Origin of the sequence: Pseudoalteromonas rubra (assembly GCF_000238295.3) — a bacterium.
GTDB lineage: Bacteria > Pseudomonadota > Gammaproteobacteria > Enterobacterales > Alteromonadaceae > Pseudoalteromonas > Pseudoalteromonas rubra.
This window is the reverse complement of record NZ_AHCD03000044.1, coordinates 198963-213745: the sequence shown is the minus strand read 5'-3', so window position 1 is coordinate 213745 and position 14783 is coordinate 198963. Positions and strand designations below refer to the sequence as shown.

14 protein-coding genes are annotated in these 14783 nt (G+C 43.4%); all 14 read right to left on the bottom strand.

Annotation, left to right across the window (positions count from 1 at the left end; translation table 11 throughout):
* Positions 1-28: 28 nt before the first annotated feature.
* The 14 genes from PRUB_RS22165 to PRUB_RS22100 all read right to left on the bottom strand — a co-directional run bounded on the left by PRUB_RS22165 (position 29) and on the right by PRUB_RS22100 (position 14782).
* On the bottom strand, positions 29-535 hold the full coding sequence (locus PRUB_RS22165) for a YfiR family protein (protein ID WP_010384303.1): 507 nt from the start codon (positions 533-535) through the stop codon (positions 29-31).
* The gene (locus PRUB_RS22160; protein ID WP_010384304.1) at positions 528-2507 is read right to left on the bottom strand and encodes a TonB-dependent receptor plug domain-containing protein; all 1980 of its coding nucleotides are present in this window, start codon (positions 2505-2507) and stop codon (positions 528-530) included. The genes PRUB_RS22165 and PRUB_RS22160 overlap by 8 nt, the downstream gene beginning before the upstream one ends.
* Positions 2504-3751: a sensor domain-containing diguanylate cyclase gene (locus PRUB_RS22155; RefSeq protein ID WP_198452411.1), complete on the bottom strand. Its 1248-nt coding sequence runs from the start codon at positions 3749-3751 to the stop codon at positions 2504-2506. Before PRUB_RS22155 ends, PRUB_RS22160 begins: the two co-directional genes overlap by 4 nt.
* Before the next feature lie 528 nt (positions 3752-4279).
* Positions 4280-4864 carry a TetR/AcrR family transcriptional regulator gene (locus tag PRUB_RS22150; RefSeq protein WP_010384306.1) on the bottom strand — a complete coding sequence of 195 codons (585 nt, stop codon included), beginning with the start codon at positions 4862-4864 and terminating at the stop codon, positions 4280-4282.
* Positions 4815-5249, bottom strand: coding sequence for a hypothetical protein (locus PRUB_RS22145; RefSeq protein ID WP_010384307.1), 435 nt, complete (start codon positions 5247-5249; stop codon positions 4815-4817). Before PRUB_RS22145 ends, PRUB_RS22150 begins: the two co-directional genes overlap by 50 nt.
* 348 nt (positions 5250-5597) lie before the next feature.
* Positions 5598-6473, bottom strand: coding sequence for a MaoC/PaaZ C-terminal domain-containing protein (locus PRUB_RS22140; RefSeq protein ID WP_155946344.1), 876 nt, complete (start codon positions 6471-6473; stop codon positions 5598-5600).
* Between the two features lie 162 nt (positions 6474-6635).
* Positions 6636-7436, bottom strand: a complete 801-nt coding sequence (locus PRUB_RS22135; RefSeq protein ID WP_010384310.1) for a carbohydrate-binding protein — start codon at positions 7434-7436, stop codon at positions 6636-6638.
* Positions 7437-7924: 488 nt separating this feature from the next.
* A complete protein-coding gene (locus tag PRUB_RS22130; protein ID WP_040645154.1) occupies positions 7925-8809 on the bottom strand; it encodes a hypothetical protein in 885 nt (294 codons plus the stop codon).
* A 279-nt stretch (positions 8810-9088) separates the two neighbouring features.
* Positions 9089-9736: an NAD(P)H-binding protein gene (locus PRUB_RS22125; protein ID WP_010384312.1), complete on the bottom strand. Its 648-nt coding sequence runs from the start codon at positions 9734-9736 to the stop codon at positions 9089-9091.
* Positions 9737-9752: 16 nt separating this feature from the next.
* Positions 9753-10652, bottom strand: coding sequence for an alpha/beta hydrolase family protein (locus PRUB_RS22120; protein WP_010384313.1), 900 nt, complete (start codon positions 10650-10652; stop codon positions 9753-9755).
* A gap of 91 nt (positions 10653-10743) precedes the next feature.
* Positions 10744-12486 carry a fatty acyl-AMP ligase gene (locus tag PRUB_RS22115; protein WP_010384315.1) on the bottom strand — a complete coding sequence of 581 codons (1743 nt, stop codon included), beginning with the start codon at positions 12484-12486 and terminating at the stop codon, positions 10744-10746.
* A gap of 64 nt (positions 12487-12550) precedes the next feature.
* On the bottom strand, positions 12551-12829 hold the full coding sequence (locus tag PRUB_RS22110; RefSeq protein ID WP_010384317.1) for an acyl carrier protein: 279 nt from the start codon (positions 12827-12829) through the stop codon (positions 12551-12553).
* Complete coding sequence (locus tag PRUB_RS22105; protein ID WP_010384318.1) at positions 12826-13653, bottom strand: fatty acid desaturase family protein; 828 nt, start codon at positions 13651-13653, stop codon at positions 12826-12828. Before PRUB_RS22105 ends, PRUB_RS22110 begins: the two co-directional genes overlap by 4 nt.
* Entirely contained in the window at positions 13646-14782 is a 1137-nt protein-coding gene (locus PRUB_RS22100; RefSeq protein ID WP_040645156.1) for an alkane 1-monooxygenase, read from the bottom strand. Before PRUB_RS22100 ends, PRUB_RS22105 begins: the two co-directional genes overlap by 8 nt.
* Position 14783: the final 1 nt, after the last annotated feature.

Genomic DNA, 14783 nt, shown 5'->3' with positions numbered 1-14783 from the left:
TATTTTTATTTGCCGCGCTTTACCTGATTCACCGTACCTCAGTGGCCAGCTTTAGTAAATGTGCACTGAAGTTCAGGCCATGCCGTTTTGCGTCCGTCAGGTTTACACGAAAGCTGAGATTATTGGTATCTGCTATCAGGCCTATCATGGCCCCCTGACGAAACCCTTCGCTGGTATCTGCCACCACCAACACCGGAGACTGTTCCAAATCTTCCAGCCAGTACTGGGTTTGCTGTCTGTTTTGCTGGCTTAAAAACAGAATATCGCATCGTGATACTTGCGCGTTGTCTGGCAGCTCAATAACCTCTGTGTCATCATCCACTTCCTGTTCGTGCAGCAGTGAATTAATGGCCTTAAAAAGATCCGGGTTACCGACCACACAAAAGCGCAGTTTGTCGGGCGGAGGTGGCGGCCACTTACTGAACTGGCTAAATCGATATAAAAACGCTGCTTTGAGCTCGTTCTCACTCAGGTTCTGAGCCTTACCCTCAGACCAACACAATAACAAAAACACAGCAACGAGCAGCTTAATCATTGTTCCAGCCCCAGTTAACCGACAAGTGCACCTGACGACGACGCTGCAAATAAGGCACAAATCCGTCGTCGGTAATATCAAGTATTTCTTTGTCGGTGATATTCCTGACTCCAAGAGCAATGAATAAGTCCTCCTTATTTTGCCAGTTTACACTGACATCATGGCTGGCAAAGCCTGGTAAATGGCTGTCAAAAGTTCTTCGTTTACTGACGGCATAAGAATTCAAACTCAATGTAAAGCCTGAGCGGCCAAGCGGTAAGCTAAAACGCACCTTACCGATAAACTCCGGCGAGTTGGCAATACCAAATCCGCCTTTTAGCCGCGAGCGCTGAATAGCCGTGCTGGCGATCAGTGACATACCATTGGCCCAGCGTTTGTCTGCACCAAATTCAAAACCATGACTGCGAATGGGCGGCGGATTAAAGTAGATTGGCCGAAAAAAATCCTGATGGATGAGGTTGTCTATGTTGGCGTAGTACAGCGTGCTAAACGACGACAGCGAATCGCTCCAGCGCTGTACCAGGCTGAGTTCATTATAATCAATGGTTTCATTGTTCGGATTTGGCTCATTGAATACGTTGTTCGCATTTCGTTCCAGAAAATTTGCGACTCTGAACGCCCGACTGTGACGCAATAGCAGGTGGTGCCCCTCTGTGACACTGTATTTGGCTGTAAAACTAGGAGACCATCTGGCTGAACTAAAGTCAGAGTTATCATATCTCAGCGCCCACTGAAATTTGAATTTGGGGGTAATACGCCACAGATCCTGAACATACACGCCATAGCGATTCTCGTTACTTTTTTGCTCAAAGTTAAACTGGGTGGGCAGGCTTGAGCGAGAACTAAACTCCTGCCGGTGGTCTTTTTGAAAGTCTATTCCCACCATAAATTCGTGATTTTCGACCCCCAGAAAGACTAGCTGCCCATCCACATTACTCCAGCGTCCCGAATTCATTGGGCGGACAAATTCAAGCCCGCCATCAGGTAAGATAAGCGGAAAGTTACGGATCAGGTCGTTACCATGGGTGGAGATATGAAAATACGCTTCTATGTCATCCGAGATGGTGTCATCAAAGGTCAGCGCCACAAAATAGGCTTCATTATCGAGTGTCTCTAGTTCCGGCGTCATATTCACTGGCGCTCCCGAGCGCAGTACACTGAAACCATCAGGGAAGCTGCGTTGGCGCCGTGAAGCCGCAGCCTGAAACTGAAAGCTGCCACTTTGATGGCTGAACATCGCCCTACTGCTGCTTTCTTTGTTCAAATGTTGCCAGGCCAGCAGTTCGGGCGGTGCACCCGGTACAGGAAAGTTGATAGAGCGTAACTTAGAGCCGCTCAGAGAAAGCCAGCTATCCGCGCCGCCTTCTGAACGAAACCCGGCTGTAATCCGGCCATGCTGTGTCTCATCGTTGGTCACAGAGAATGCGGTGTTCAGACCACGCAGTTTGCTGCTGGTCTTAGTGACGATGTTAATTACCCCAAGCAACGCGTTGTTCCCATACAAAGCAGCAGATGCACCTGGGCTATACTCCACCCGCTCTATCAGCCCCACATCGACAAAATTTTCATACCCAATAAGCCCGGCATCCAAAAGGTTCTCGTTCATCCTGGTGCCATCCAGCAAAAACAAAAAGCGCGAATTAAAATCCCCGGGCCGGCCTATCCCCCTTGCGCCCAAATAGATGAAAGAGCTGTTATCCCGAGTCGTGATCCCCACAAACATAGCCAGAATGTCTGCCAGTGATTGTAAATTGAACTGCCTGATGTCCTTATCAGTGATCACGTGAGTCACGGCCATACTGTCACTACTGGAGCGTTCAATTCTGGACCCCGCTGAACTTTGCGTGTTACTGGGTAACTGGTTGAGCTGCCGACTCAGTAAATCTTCCAGATCGGGGAGCGGGTCATTTTGCGCCTGAGCAGAGGCGCAGAGCATGTAAATCAACCCGGCGATAAGATACAGCTGTTTCATACTGGTGCCTGTTTGCTGAATACCTTGAAGTTATTTTTCCCGGCACGTTTAGCAGCATACATGGCATCGTCGGCACAATTGAGCAAATCCATGGGCGCATCCGCATCCAGCGGCGTATAAGCAAGGCCTATACTGATCCCAATTGGCATCACAGTATCTTTAACCATAATGGGCCGGTTAATAATGGTGACAATCCGCGCGGCCAGTTTTTCAGCGTTTTCTGTGGATTCTATGCTGGGCAGTAATAGCGCAAACTCGTCACCGCCCAGTCGACAAAGCAGATCATCACTACGGATCATAGCGCTGATCCGGTTTCCAACCTCAATCAGGGTTTCATCACCTGCATCATGGCCATAATTGTCGTTAACGAACTTAAAATTATCCAGATCAATGAACATCAGGCAACTCAGCGGCCTGGGGTTGCATCCCTCGCAGGTTATTTCTTTGAGTAACTGATTCAGCGCAACCCGGTTGGGTAAGTTGGTGAGCGGATCGGTGCGTACCATTTGTTTGAGCTGCTGACCCTGAGCTTGCTCTTGCTCTAGTTGCTGTTTTAGTTCAGCCTGGGAAATATCCACCCGCTTGAGTAACTCATTGAAGCTACGCGTTAGAATGCCTATTTCGTCATCCCGGATCACATTCGCGCGCAACTGAAAGTTATGCTCATTGGATACCCGCTGAGCCAGCTCCGACAAAGTGATCAGGGGCATCAGGGCCTGGCGCTGCACACGTGTCAGCAAGAAAACAGAGCCTGTAAATAAGGCGGCGATCAGCAACGCCAACATCAGCACCAGTTGTAAATACCAATACATCATGCCGGTTAAGTCGAGCACCATGATCAAGTCACCCTCAAGCTTACCTTTGATTGACACCGGGTAATATAAGCGCATTCGCACGCCTTCGTATTCGCGCTGAGATTCAGTGCCAACTTGTTGATATAAAGAAGAAGACGGCACAAAACTAGGCTTGGCATACTCGCTGAAAACCTCACCTTTGGCATTACGCAAAGACACAAACAGCACATCTTTATTAATCCCGACTAACTCCAGCTCTTTGCTGGCTGTATCTGCGTCATTAAACACCAGCATAGGTACTACGTTATGCGCCAGCTGAGCGAGGTTAATTTCCGCGGTTTCCGCCTGACGGTCTCGGACCACAAACCACAACAATATCGAGGTTAGCGAAAAGACCAATAGCATACTGCTCGCCATCACCGACAAGTTAAGCTGAGTTAATCTCTTCACAAGAGACATAGAAGGTAACGGCTCGCTCAAGTGCCCCCCAACAAACCAGACGACTGTATTATCTTAATAAATATAGAAGAGAGCTGTTCAAAAAACAGTAAGTAGCAGGTAATTAGGGAAATTTATTAAGTTTATTACAACAAACGATAGGTCATAAAATAGCCAGGTAGATATGTTACTCAGTAATCGAAGTACCTGAGAGGCGGGCTCAGAGACACAATACAACTTGATACGCTTTTCGCAGCTATCAGCGTGAGTGAGGCTTCTGCGAGCGCTAACCTTGAGTTACAACACAAATTTCTCTTGGTTATCAATCTTCGACGTCATTAGCACTAGCAAATATGTTGCTAATATCTTGTGCCAACACGCAAAACAGCCCATAACTGTTTTTGCCTGCACCCTATCCAGCTAAATGTTATCTTTGCCGGGGCCAGTTGTTATCAGGCAAATCGTTCCATCATTTGCTTCTGGCGCGTTATCAACTTTCAATAAACTAGGCCAGAGTCATTGAGTTACGAGAGTGAGTTTCTAACTTTTATATCGATTAATGAGGTTATCAAAAGCACGCCAAAAGTGCGATTGTTCACTGTCTTCAAAATCAACCCATTTCAATTGCTGAGAACCCAGATACAGTGAATAGAATTCAAATACAAAGTGTTTGGCATCTGTGTCCTGTTTAAAGTCACCTTTTTCTATTGTTTTATTCACCAGATTCTCAAGGAAAGAAAGTAACAAGGTTAAATCTCTTTTCAACTTGTCTCGTACAGGCCCGGGTTGATCATCAAACTCACTCGTAGCGCTGATATAGATACAGGACTGGGCCTGTTGGCCATACCACTTCTGCCAGAGTTCAACCGTTTTAAGTAATCGCTCAAAGGGATCTTCAATATCGTTCAGAGGCTCGATAACCTGTTCGCGAAAAACCTTATGGGCATACTCCAAAACCGCGAGCTGTAAATTCTCTTTGGATTTGAAGTGGGCAAACAATCCTGACTTAGACATCTCAGTAGCCGCGGCTAAACTGCCTATCGTTAAATCGTTTAAGCTGGTGCCTGTGGCAATATTAAGCGCAGTTTCTAAAATTTGTTGGCGGGTTTGTTTGCCTTTTCTCATTTGATGCCTCGATGCGATTAAAATTAAGTAGGTCTATTAGTACACTCGATAAACAGGCAATGGCTGTTAACATTAGCGCGACAAAAGCTACGTTATGATTGACGGGTAATTGATGAAAAATAGCTGAGTGTATAATGCCCCACCCCATCCCCAAATGGAATAATATACTGATAATTCTAACCTCTTTCACCTGTATCTGCTTTTCTTCAAAAAGCCAAAGCGCCAGGCTAAGTGTTAAATAGGCAGCACCTAACAGCCGTACAAACATTGGAGAACCCACCGCATTCAGTCCCAAACCTTCCAGTAGCTGCATTGGAAAGAATGTGAATGGTATCGCCCAAAATATAACCAGCAGTCGTGCAGATAGTTTTAGTCTTGAAGTCATTTCGGTGTTTCCTTTTTTTTAGATAATAGCACGAACGTTCGTTAATACAACTAAAAAGTTGACGGAAACTTAATCAAAATTGTCCAGCGTCACCTGAAGCACTTAACCGCCTCGCTACAAGGCTCAGGGGATGGTCTGACAGCGATCCAGGTAGATGCCACAAAGCGCCATGCACCGGGAAGATAAGGGAAGCAAAACGTGATAGGCTGACTTTGATAAACAGTCTCTCAAAACCAGCAAGCTCCAGACATAAGCCAATCTTGAACAATTGACACATGCATTAAGCGAAAAACAAAGATTGGAGCCTGACCATCGCTCTGATACCTGATAACACTTGCCAGCAAGGTATCAAAGTGACAGCCAGTGGCCCGTCAAATGTTGTTGCAACAAATTGTTTGAATACATGCTAAATTTTCCCTGGTTTTGTTCTGACTGATGAGAAAAGATAATCTCAGCAGGCAAAAGTATGGGGTTTTTAAACTTTACATGTGCCTCAAAAGCGGGCGGCAGTACATCGGACAAAGCAGACAAAGCCCTGCCTTTACTCCACATGCCATGAATAATATGCCTTTGAAAACCATATAACTTTGCAGTCAACGGGTACAAATGGATCAGATTGTAATCACCTGATACTTTGGCGTAATTGCGCCCCAGATTATTGGCTAATGTCCAATTTTCTGTTGCTCCCTTAGGCTCAATGGGCTTCCTCAATGCAGGCATATTGCCACGGGCAATCGTTTGAACTTCTTGCCTGAGCAAGTTTGTGCTTGCAGAACGCCAAACGAGTTCATCCCCAACATACGCTTCTGTATTTAAAGTAAATTGCCATCCTCTTTTATGAGAGATCAAATCAGATGAGTAACATTTGATATCGAGACTCTCATTAATATGGATCGGACGTAGTTGACTGATAGTATTTTTTATATGCACTAATCCCATCAATGCGAAAGGAAAAGATTCTTCCAATACCAAAGACATCTGTAACGGAAACGCCATAATATGCACAAAAGTAGGCGGAAGTTGCTCACTTTTATTCCATCCGATCACCGAATTAAATTGCCGTAGTTTCTGTTCAGAAACTCTCATCCCTTGACACTTTAATACGGTTACAGGTAGTGAAGGAGCACCTATAGCTACTGTTCGCTTGCAACTAGCCCGACCTAGCAAACCTATCGTATTCGGTAATGCTTCGGGCTCTATTAATAATGTTGAATTATCTGACACTATTCCTCATCTCCATTGATGCCAGGGATTAAGCCGGCCTTAACCAGATCTTTGTACGACACACAACTTCAAATATTAATATTTACAAATAAAACGCCATGGGTTTGTGCTGAACGTTTGGTGTTAAAGGGGCGTTCGTAACGCCCCCTTTTAGGTCATAATTTATTGAAGCTTTTCCCAAGGCTCTCCTTGAGTGGAGTATTGCTTAGGATTCTGATTGAAGTTCCACCATTTCGCACGATAACGCACACCCTCGTAAACGACTTCGTCTCCACCTACGTACTCCCGGTCAGCCTGCCAGGTAGTGCCAACAGCGGAAATATCTGTCCATTGATTCGCTAAACAGATAACGCTGTCAATTTCGCTATCAGAAGACTTAGTGCCGTCTGCAAAATCACAGTAGTTTTCACTTTGCTTGTAAGCACCAATGATTCTTTGTGCAAACTGAATCGCTTGTTCCTTTGTGGGTATTGAGCATGAGCCGTCTTGCTTAACAACGGCCTCCCACTTCCAGTAACCTTTACTGAAATCCATTGGCCCACCACTGTTTACGTGCCAAAAGCTACTAGGTCGAGTCGCTCTGTCCAAAGTGGCCGCCGAGTAATCAGTTACCCACATATAGACCCGACGTGTTGCACCTAAGTCTTTAAGCGTTTCGAATTCCTGAGGAAGGCTTACCAAAAACTCAGATAAGGCTGCATATGAAGATTCAGCACACGCCAGCGTGTTACCGGGGATCTCTACATTGTGACCGTACGTATTGAGCTCTCCATAAAAACCCCATTGAACGTGGTTCGGAAAGGCAAACTCTTCATAACCAAGTATAGGAAGGTATTCTGCTCCAGAGATTGTGTACCCTTTGATTTCAACTTTTTTCATATCACTTGCTTCAGCATGTGAGATGCCAGCAATCGGCAAAGATAAAAGCATAGCCATGGAGAGCATTTTATTTTTAATATTCATTGGAAAGTTCCTTAAACATAAACCCTTAGAAATAAATCATCTCAAGTGAAAACCACTCACCCGTTTTTATAATAAGCACCTGATTTTCTCTACTTACAGGGATAACACCCAAAAGAAAACCACGCACAATTTATAATACTTCTAAAACCAATCAACTGAGAAAGCTCTTAAACCCGACAACGCCTTTATTAAAAACCCACTAAGACCTGGAAGCTCGCTCCGAAATTTATTGCATCAACCGCACACACAACTGGCAATTGAGAAAAAGAAATAACCAACAAATAAAAACAACTTAAAAATCAAAAAACAATAAAAGCGTAAAAACTAATGGCAAATAAAAACCTGTTAAATAGAGACCAAAAGCCTTCCGCTTACTTTTAAAAAAACGTCATTTATAGCAAAACCAGGGAGTTGGCTTATCTTAAATAAGCTCAGGCCAACTCCAACTGCATGCTTAATTAGAGAATCACTTTTTAAAAATATTATTTTTATTCTGGCTGTTCTAATGCGCCCCTGTTTGAAAGAGAAGGGTCAATTTGACTTTTCCTTGTTCGTGAGTAAAGCAAAAGCGCAAAAGTGACTGTACACCCAATTAAGGAGAAGTACGTGAAGAATGAAACAACATGTGGAACTGATATGAAATCAGGGATCCTGGCAAAATCATAACCTTGATAATTAATATCATATAAATAGAGTAACTTTGCATTAATGATCATCAAATGACTTGCCGTCAGGATTCTGGTATGGAAGAAGTCTCCTGATTTCATCGCTAAGACAACTGAAGAAAGGTGTAATATTGGCACAATGACCTTAGGGAGGTAACTATTGTATTCAACAAGTAAAACACCTGATATCCAGAATAAGTATAATACTTGAAGTAGTTTTGGCTCATTCACTCCAAATATTAAAACTCTTGATGAGTCTGTGACCTTAGCGCTAAGCCCCTTAGTGTCTTTGAAAAAAAGAAGGATCCCCACAAAAAGCATGAAAGAATTCAACATCAAAAGGTAAACTTCTTTGGTATATTGAGCATAGATGAACCCACCTACCTGTAAGAAGAACCATCCACCAAACAGGAGCTTCAATCCCCTTTTAACATTCTCACCCAAATTGATTTTATGTGAAAACAACAGTAGCAAGACAAATATATTAAAAACTGTTTCCAGCACAATCAGTCGACGAGTGTAAAAATCAGCATAATCAATAAATGGAATTAAAAGAACAGGAATACCAAGAACTATTAACACTTCATATTTAAAGCCTTTTCTCGCGAAGGCGAGAATCCCACTCAAATAAGCGTAACTGACTATATAAACGATAGCCACGGAACAAAGAAAAAGAATAACTTGAGAGACCACTTGGTTTTCCAACATACTTACGTCCATTTCTTTTCATCTATTACACTCTTACTTCTAGCCTATTAAAAACTTAAGCACAGAGTATTATTATTTATTTCATGCACCCATGGTTACATAAAAGGCAATTGCTGTAAACAGTATAATTTACGAATCTTCATTAATAAATTAACACGAAAAACAGTTGAAAATAACTTGACTCTTTCAGCCAAGCTAAAACCCACCACCTACATAATATTAAAAGCGATGAGAACCCATTAAAAATACAAAATACCTATTCTATTTATTTATAACTTATTATTTTATTAATCTAAAAACATCTTCCAATTCATAAATATGATAACCACCTTGGTTTTCTCGTGCAGCGTTGATCATGGCACTTGCAACACACCGGCCATCTATTGGACGATATTTTCTCATCCAGGGTATCAATGATAAAACCCTGAGTACTCCTATCAGGAGTGTTTCACCAATTCGCAGTGATTCCCGACTTCCACCTAAAACAGAGGGTCTGATAATGCTGATCTTTTCAAATTTGAGCTTTTTGACTGCTGTATCTAGCTCACCTTTCATCCTTGAATAAAAGACAGCAGATTGAGTATCGGCGCCATAAGAAGACAACAAAACATAGTTTTTAACCCCGCTTTGGCAGGCCAGTTCAGCGACTCTATATTGCATATGAAAATCGACGTTGTACTGAGCAGCGCGCGTTTTTGCGATTTTAACCGTTGTTCCTAAACAAGAAAAAAGCACATCATAACCGTCAAACATATTGTCATCGGGTAATTGATCAAAGTTCACAATACTCTGTGATAAACGAGGGTGGGTGATCCCCGTTGCCCGCCGTGCCAGGACTTTAACGTGCTCAATAGAGCTATCTGCCAGCAGTTGCTCAAGCAAGCTTTTTCCCACTAACCCTGTCGCACCTATAAGAATCGCTTTCACATTAAATTCCAACTAGTTAGGCATATAGCTTGTGATAAAAAACAGCCAAGGATTCCGCAGATCTAATAATGCCACGATGCCCCAGATTATTTGTTTCTATCAGGCTGGCCTCAGGCCATGCATCGACCAGTACTTCACTTTCAATTTTTTTCACATACGTATCATGATTGTCATGAATGGCTACTAACGGAATGGATATATGCTCGATATTTGCGTAACCACTGTAGGTATCCCAGCTACTATCACAAATACCGTATCTATTCAGAACAACTTCCGACAGGTGGCGCTTCATTGTTTCAGATAGATTTAATTGGGCAGAGAGCTTTTCAAATATGCCATAGAAACTGGACGGAGCACTGATAATGCCTATTCGCTGGACTGGCAGGCCAGACTTAACTGCGTTAACAGCCGCAAGCCCCCCGAAGCTATACCCGATTATGCTTCCTATGCTATTGAACTTTTGATGTAGTTGTTGAATGCAGCCGACAAAGTCTAGCAGATCTGATTGCTTACCTTCCGATTGACCATGAGCGACCGAATCAAATGCCAGCACACAGTGATTTTTTTCCACAAGAAGCTTGATCAACGTCGAAAAATGAGAAGACTTGGATTCCCACCCGTGAACCAGAATCACGTCAGGCTGTTTCCCTCCCCATATGTAGTATTTACAGTCAACCCCGGGCCTTAAAGTAAACGTATCAGTGACATCAGCGGTTTTTAAGAACTGATCTTTAGGATCATTTTTTTTAACTCTGGGTCTAAAAATGAGGTCACCCATCATGTTCTTTGTGTAAGTTGGCAAGATAACCTCGGCCACTCTGACAAAGTTACGGAAGCATTTCAGAGTCAACCCGCCTTTGAACTCAGGTCCATCATATTGCTTGTATGACAAAGAAATTCTATCTCTGTATTCCATCGTAGACATTCTCACTATACGTCTTTATAAAAATATACTGACCACTCAGATAGCCCCTAAAAACACCAATTTCTTAGGGGCTTTAGCACACTTAGAGTGAACTATAACTGCCCTGTAGGTAGTTATTTTTCACCTGTAACCGCTTTACCTTGCCACTGGTTGTTTTCGGTATGGTGGATTGCTCCACAATGACAACCTCACCTGGGCGAATGGCATGTTGTTCAAAACACTGTGCGACTATCTGCTCTTTGAGCTCCTGTAACTCAACTTTTCTTTGCCAGGACCTTTCGATCTCCTGCACTATGATAAGTTGTTCACTGTCCTGATCGATGGAAATGGCAGCGCCACTATCGGCCCTCAATGCAGGCGATACAGACTGAACCGTGTTTTCAATGTCAGAGGGGAAGTAGTTTTTTCCATTGACAATGATAAGCTCCTTCAGGCGTCCGGTAACAAATAGCTCTTTCCCATCAAAGAACCCATAATCGCCGGTTCTGGCAAATGGTCCTTTACCATCAGAGGTGTACGCCTGAAAAATATCTTCGGTTTCGACGGGCTTTTTCCAATACCCATCGGCAATACTCTCACCGGCTAGCCAAATCTCGCCTATTTGCTTTTCACCCAGTACTTTTTGTGAGGAGGGGTCAACAATCAACACTTGGTTTTCAAGCACATCACCGGTACTGACCAGCTCCCGACTCTCATGGCCCGGTTCAGTGAGTATGACCTGATGAGACTGTAGCGCTGTTTTATCCACATTAACGGTTTTGTATGCTCTCCCGGAATCACATCCGGAAATAAACAATGTGGCCTCCGCCAACCCATAACAGGGATACATGGTTTCCTTTTTAAATCCATAGCGGGAAAACACTGCGGCAAAGTCCTTAAGGGTTTGAGATTGGATTGGCTCTGCACCATTAAATGCCACTTGCCAGGAGGACAAATCAACGTCCTTCATTTGCTTTTCGTTATGATGCTTCAAACAAAGCTTATAGCTAAAGTTGGGGCCACCACTCGATGTCGCACCGTAACGTGAAATCGCTTGTAACCAACGCATAGGTCGTCTCAAAAACGTCATTGGCGACATGATATTAGAGGTAAAACCACCGAACAGAGGTTGTATAATTCCGCCAACGAGTCCCATATCATGAAAGGGTGGTAACCAACTCACTACCTCAGAGTTAGGTGTGTGCCCAAACTTTCTATAAATCACCCCAGAGTTATGCACCAGGTTGCGGTTAGGCACGATCACCCCCTTGGGGTTACCGGTTGAGCCAGACGTATATTGCAAAAACGCAATTTTTTGCGTGTCGATAGAGTGGCTCTGCCCGGCATATATACCCAGTTCATCTACCACGATGATGTCAAACGCATCCGGTGACAAATTTTCCTGTTTAAGCCAACTGAGCAAACGATCTTTGAGCGCAGAGTTTGTCAAAATATAACGAGGCTTACAGTCATTGATTATTACGCGTAGCCTGATACTGTCCGAGTGAGATAACATCGGATACGCTGGAACAGCCGTCACACCGCCGTATAGACAGGCATAAAAGCTGGTGATGTAATCCAAACCTGACGGAAATACAAGCAGTGCACGATCAGCCTCTAGCCCCTCAGAAACCGGCGAAAAGCTTGCTGAAATCACTCGCATTCGTAGCAGCAACTCAGCATAAGTTAACTCTTCATACTCATCCAGCCCATTATGTAAAAACCGGTAAGCAACCATGTCTGGCTGATTTTCCCCTCGCCACTGACATATTTCGGCAACTGAATTGGCCGTCAACCCAATTTCAGAATGAGGAACATGATAAAAATCATCAGTATTTTGCGTCATTGTAATACGACCCTTTAAATAAATTGACCCAATGAAAAACACTCAGTGTTGATACCGTGTGTTTTTAGCAAACCCCATTTTCTTCACACAGTGACCTTAACTCTCCCAGCGTTTTGCACTCAAATACCTGGGCATCCGACAGAGTTATGGAAAAAAGATCTTCAATGTTGCCAACCAATTCAAATATTTGTACTGAATCCAATCCGAGCCGTTGAATACTCATATTATGAAGATCGTCTTCACTTTCTAAAGACGTGAATACGCTTAATGACTCTGCCTGTACATTTTCAATGGCTTCACATAAAACCCGATAAAAAGGTAGATTTTCAATTTCGCTTTTCATGAATTATCCTTACTAAATAGTCCTGCTAGATGACAGCCTTTTACGACTTTGCGTTCTGTTTCAGCAAGCATTCGTTCTCTTGCCTGAGGTAGTTTGGTCCAATGAATCTCCGGCTCATAATGGTGCTCCTGGTGATACCCATTATTAAACCAAAGAAGGTTATATACGGAGGTATAGCAACTGACTGAGTTACTCAGTTTGTTATCAGGGCTGCATCCATGGTGCTCAGCATAATTTTCTAATGACGCCATTGAGGTGCCGATATAATGAACTGGCAAGACAAAAACCAATACAGCCCATGGATTAATGATCGTAAGACCGGTGATGAACAGCGCTAACACCACGATTTCAATCAGAACAAGGCTCCCATTGCGCTGACTCGAATCTTTATATAAAAATGCGATTGATAATCTGAAGTAGCTTAAAAGTGTATACCGAAGCATTCCTTCTTCTTTGCCATTTTTGCCGTAATAATATAAAGATGACTTATCTTTAGGCGGCTCACCGTTTTGCCACTTATCATTGTTATGAACGTGGTGATTTATGTGATGCGACTTATAAAATGATTGAGGCATGATCAATCCAAGGGTATTTAAAATCGAAAACCACCCATTGAGATAATCAGATTTAAAGAATGTATTATGAATAAAGTTATGAGCAATACACTGATAGTTTGTACACATCAGCATGATATTTGCCAACGCAAACATGCATAAATTCATAATTGATAGTTGCTCAAAATAGAGTACAGGCAAAACCCAGCAAGCGACATGCAGCATACTCAATATGACCAGAAATAAGTCTCTTCTGCTGTGCTTAAACATCTTGCTTTCTCCAGTTCTGTCTCTGGGTAGCCATTACTTTTCGCTCAGCATCCGTGGCATAGTTCTCTTCCCAGTAAATCAGTTTGTCTTCCATCATTCGGAACCAATAACCCGGGACGAGCGCCTTCATCATCTGGACAACATATCCATGCTCAATCATCATGTTTTCGTTTGTTGATCCCAACAGCCAATATTCTTTGTTGGGATTGGCATGGTGATCGGAATGTCGAGTCAAATTTAACAATGCCGAAGAAGAGTATGAGGCAATACAATCCCAGCTATGCTCAGGTCTGACTTTGGTCTGAGGGATACGCACCAATCCATAATGCTGGATGTAATTGGTACTTTCGTAATTGGCCTTAGACACAAGCATGATGATCAGATACAGCATCACTCCCATCCAACCTGCAAGGACAAATGTACAGGCAGCAATTGCCAGCGTGACAAAATACCAAGGCAGGAGCTTGTTACCAAAACTGAACGCTGAGCGGGATGATCTTGCTAACCGAGCTTTTTCAAATTGCCAGGCTTCTCGGTGCTGTCCGAGCGCGGAGCGCAGAATAAAGCGGTATAAATTTTCACCACGACGCGCTGTTGCGGCATCTTCTTCTGTACCAATATTCTTGTGATGGCAGTGAACATGCGAGATAGCAAACTGGCTGTCACCAACGATTGCCAGGGACACATGCCCCATAAACATATCCAATTTACTCAGCGTGCGATGCGTTAATTCATGGCCAACCACCATATTAATGCTTATCACAAACCCGGTTCCGACAGCTGCAACTACGGAACTGATAAGAGATGGATTTGCCAGCTCAGAAAGAGAGATGCCGGTCAGTTCCATTATTTTGCTTAATACCAGGCCATGATAGTCACTGGCGGTTACGCACACCGAGGCAACGGCCACGAAAGACAACAGAATATGCAAATACATAAACCCATTCAAAATGAAAGGAAAGCGGGTCGGCTCATCGTTTTGCATGGAGTCTGTAATTCTGTCGAATACTAAATAACAGACAAGAATGAAGAGAAAGTTAAGTAGCGGATACCAACCCCCTAACAAATTAGCGATAATCAGCAAGGGTAAGTAGAGTAAAGGCACTATAGAAAATCGTATATATTTCATT

Excerpts from the sequence above, each read along its gene's own strand:
- PRUB_RS22165 (WP_010384303.1), bottom strand. The coding sequence starts at position 535 with ATGATTAAGCTGCTCGTTGCTGTGTTTTTGTTATTGTGTTGGTCTGAG.
- PRUB_RS22100 (WP_040645156.1), bottom strand. The coding sequence starts at position 14,782 with ATGAAATATATACGATTTTCTATAGTGCCTTTACTCTACTTACCCTTG.
- PRUB_RS22105 (WP_010384318.1), bottom strand. The coding sequence starts at position 13,653 with ATGTTTAAGCACAGCAGAAGAGACTTATTTCTGGTCATATTGAGTATG.
- PRUB_RS22120 (WP_010384313.1), bottom strand. The coding sequence starts at position 10,652 with ATGGAATACAGAGATAGAATTTCTTTGTCATACAAGCAATATGATGGA.
- PRUB_RS22145 (WP_010384307.1), bottom strand. The coding sequence starts at position 5,249 with ATGACTTCAAGACTAAAACTATCTGCACGACTGCTGGTTATATTTTGG.
- PRUB_RS22135 (WP_010384310.1), bottom strand. The coding sequence starts at position 7,436 with ATGAATATTAAAAATAAAATGCTCTCCATGGCTATGCTTTTATCTTTG.
- PRUB_RS22110 (WP_010384317.1), bottom strand. The coding sequence starts at position 12,829 with ATGAAAAGCGAAATTGAAAATCTACCTTTTTATCGGGTTTTATGTGAA.
- PRUB_RS22150 (WP_010384306.1), bottom strand. The coding sequence starts at position 4,864 with ATGAGAAAAGGCAAACAAACCCGCCAACAAATTTTAGAAACTGCGCTT.
- PRUB_RS22160 (WP_010384304.1), bottom strand. The coding sequence starts at position 2,507 with ATGAAACAGCTGTATCTTATCGCCGGGTTGATTTACATGCTCTGCGCC.
- PRUB_RS22130 (WP_040645154.1), bottom strand. The coding sequence starts at position 8,809 with ATGTTGGAAAACCAAGTGGTCTCTCAAGTTATTCTTTTTCTTTGTTCC.
- PRUB_RS22115 (WP_010384315.1), bottom strand. The coding sequence starts at position 12,486 with ATGACGCAAAATACTGATGATTTTTATCATGTTCCTCATTCTGAAATT.